Here is a 1,330-nt window from a genome sequence, read left to right as displayed (position 1 = left end):
TCCCGCGCGACGTGGGGGCGGCGGGGGCCCCGGGGGGCCCCGCCGCCGTGTCCGACTTCATCGCCGGATCAGTTCCCGTACGCCGCGGCCGCGTCGGCCTCCAGCCGCCGCTGGGTGCCCGCGATGTCCTTCGGGTTCTTCAGGAAGTCCTGGAGCGCCTTCCACTCGCCCTTGCCGGGGGTGCCCCCGAAGGCCTGCGGGGCCTGGTCGGACATGTCGAAGCGGAAGTCGTCCCCGGCGTCGACGAGCGCCTTGGCCGTCTTCTGCTGCACCTCGTTCGGGTACGCCGAGTTCGGCACGTTCTTGTTCGGCGAGAGGTAGCCGCCCAGCTTCGCCTGGATGCCCGCGGCGTCCGGGGAGGCGAGGAACGTCGCCAGCGCCTGCGCCGCCTCCGAGTCCTCCAGGATCACGGCCGCGTCGCCGCCGGACACCACCGGCGGGCTGTCGCCGACCGCGGGGAACGGGAACACCTTCGCGTCCGTGCCGACCTCCGCCTCGGTCTCGCCGATGTTGACCTGGACGAAGTCGCCCTCGTAGACCATGCCGGCCTTGGGCTGGTCGCCGCCGGTGAAGGTCTGCGTCACGGAGGCCGGGAACTCGGTCTGCAGCGCGCCGTCCGGGCCGCCCGCCAGGTAGTCGGCCTCGCCCCAGATCTCCGCCAGCGTGGTCAGGGCGTCCTTCACGGACGGGTCGGTCCACTTGATCTCGTGCGCGGCGAGCTGGTCGTACTTCTCCGGGCCCGCCTGGGAGAGGTAGACGTTCTCGAACCAGTCGGTCAGCGTCCAGCCGTCGGCGCCGCCGACCGAGAACGGGGTGACACCGGAGTCGTAGACCGTCCGCGCCACGGCGAGCAGGTCCTTCCAGGTCTTCGGCTCGCTCGCGCCGGCGTTCTCGAAGACCTGGGCGTTGTACCAGATCAGCGACTTGTTGGCGGCCTTGTAGTAGACGCCGTACGGCTTGCCGTCGACCGAGCCGATGTCCTGCCAGCCCTGCGAGTAGTTCTTCTCGAGCTCCGCCCGCGCCTCGGCGCCCAGGGGCTTGGCCCAGCCCTTCTCCACGGCCTGCCGGACGGCGCCCGGCTGCGGCAGCAGCGCCACGTCGGGCGGGGCACCGCCCGCGATCTTGGAACCGAGGAAGTTGATGATGGGGTCCTGGGCGGGAACGAACGTCACCTTCGCGCCGGTGCGCTTCTCGAACTCCGCCAGCACCTTCTTGAAGTTGGCCTGTTCGGTGCCGGTCCACACGGCGGCGACCTCGAGGCTCTGGCCGTCCAGCTTGGGAAGGGTGACGGTGGAGGTGGTCTCCTCGGTGCCGCCGCCCGGCTCGTCCT

General features: G+C 71.1%; 1 protein-coding gene. It reads right to left on the bottom strand.

Annotated elements, in window-relative coordinates:
* Nucleotides 1-68: 68 nt before the first annotated feature.
* Nucleotides 69-1,330: ABC transporter substrate-binding protein (locus tag AOK18_RS24510; RefSeq protein ID WP_055695729.1), on the bottom strand; the 1,262-nt coding region annotated here is incomplete at its 5' end.

Origin of the sequence: Streptomyces prasinopilosus (assembly GCF_001419695.1) — a bacterium.
Taxonomy (GTDB): Bacteria; Actinomycetota; Actinomycetes; order Streptomycetales; family Streptomycetaceae; genus Streptomyces; species Streptomyces prasinopilosus.
This window is presented reverse-complemented; position numbering and strand designations above follow the sequence as displayed.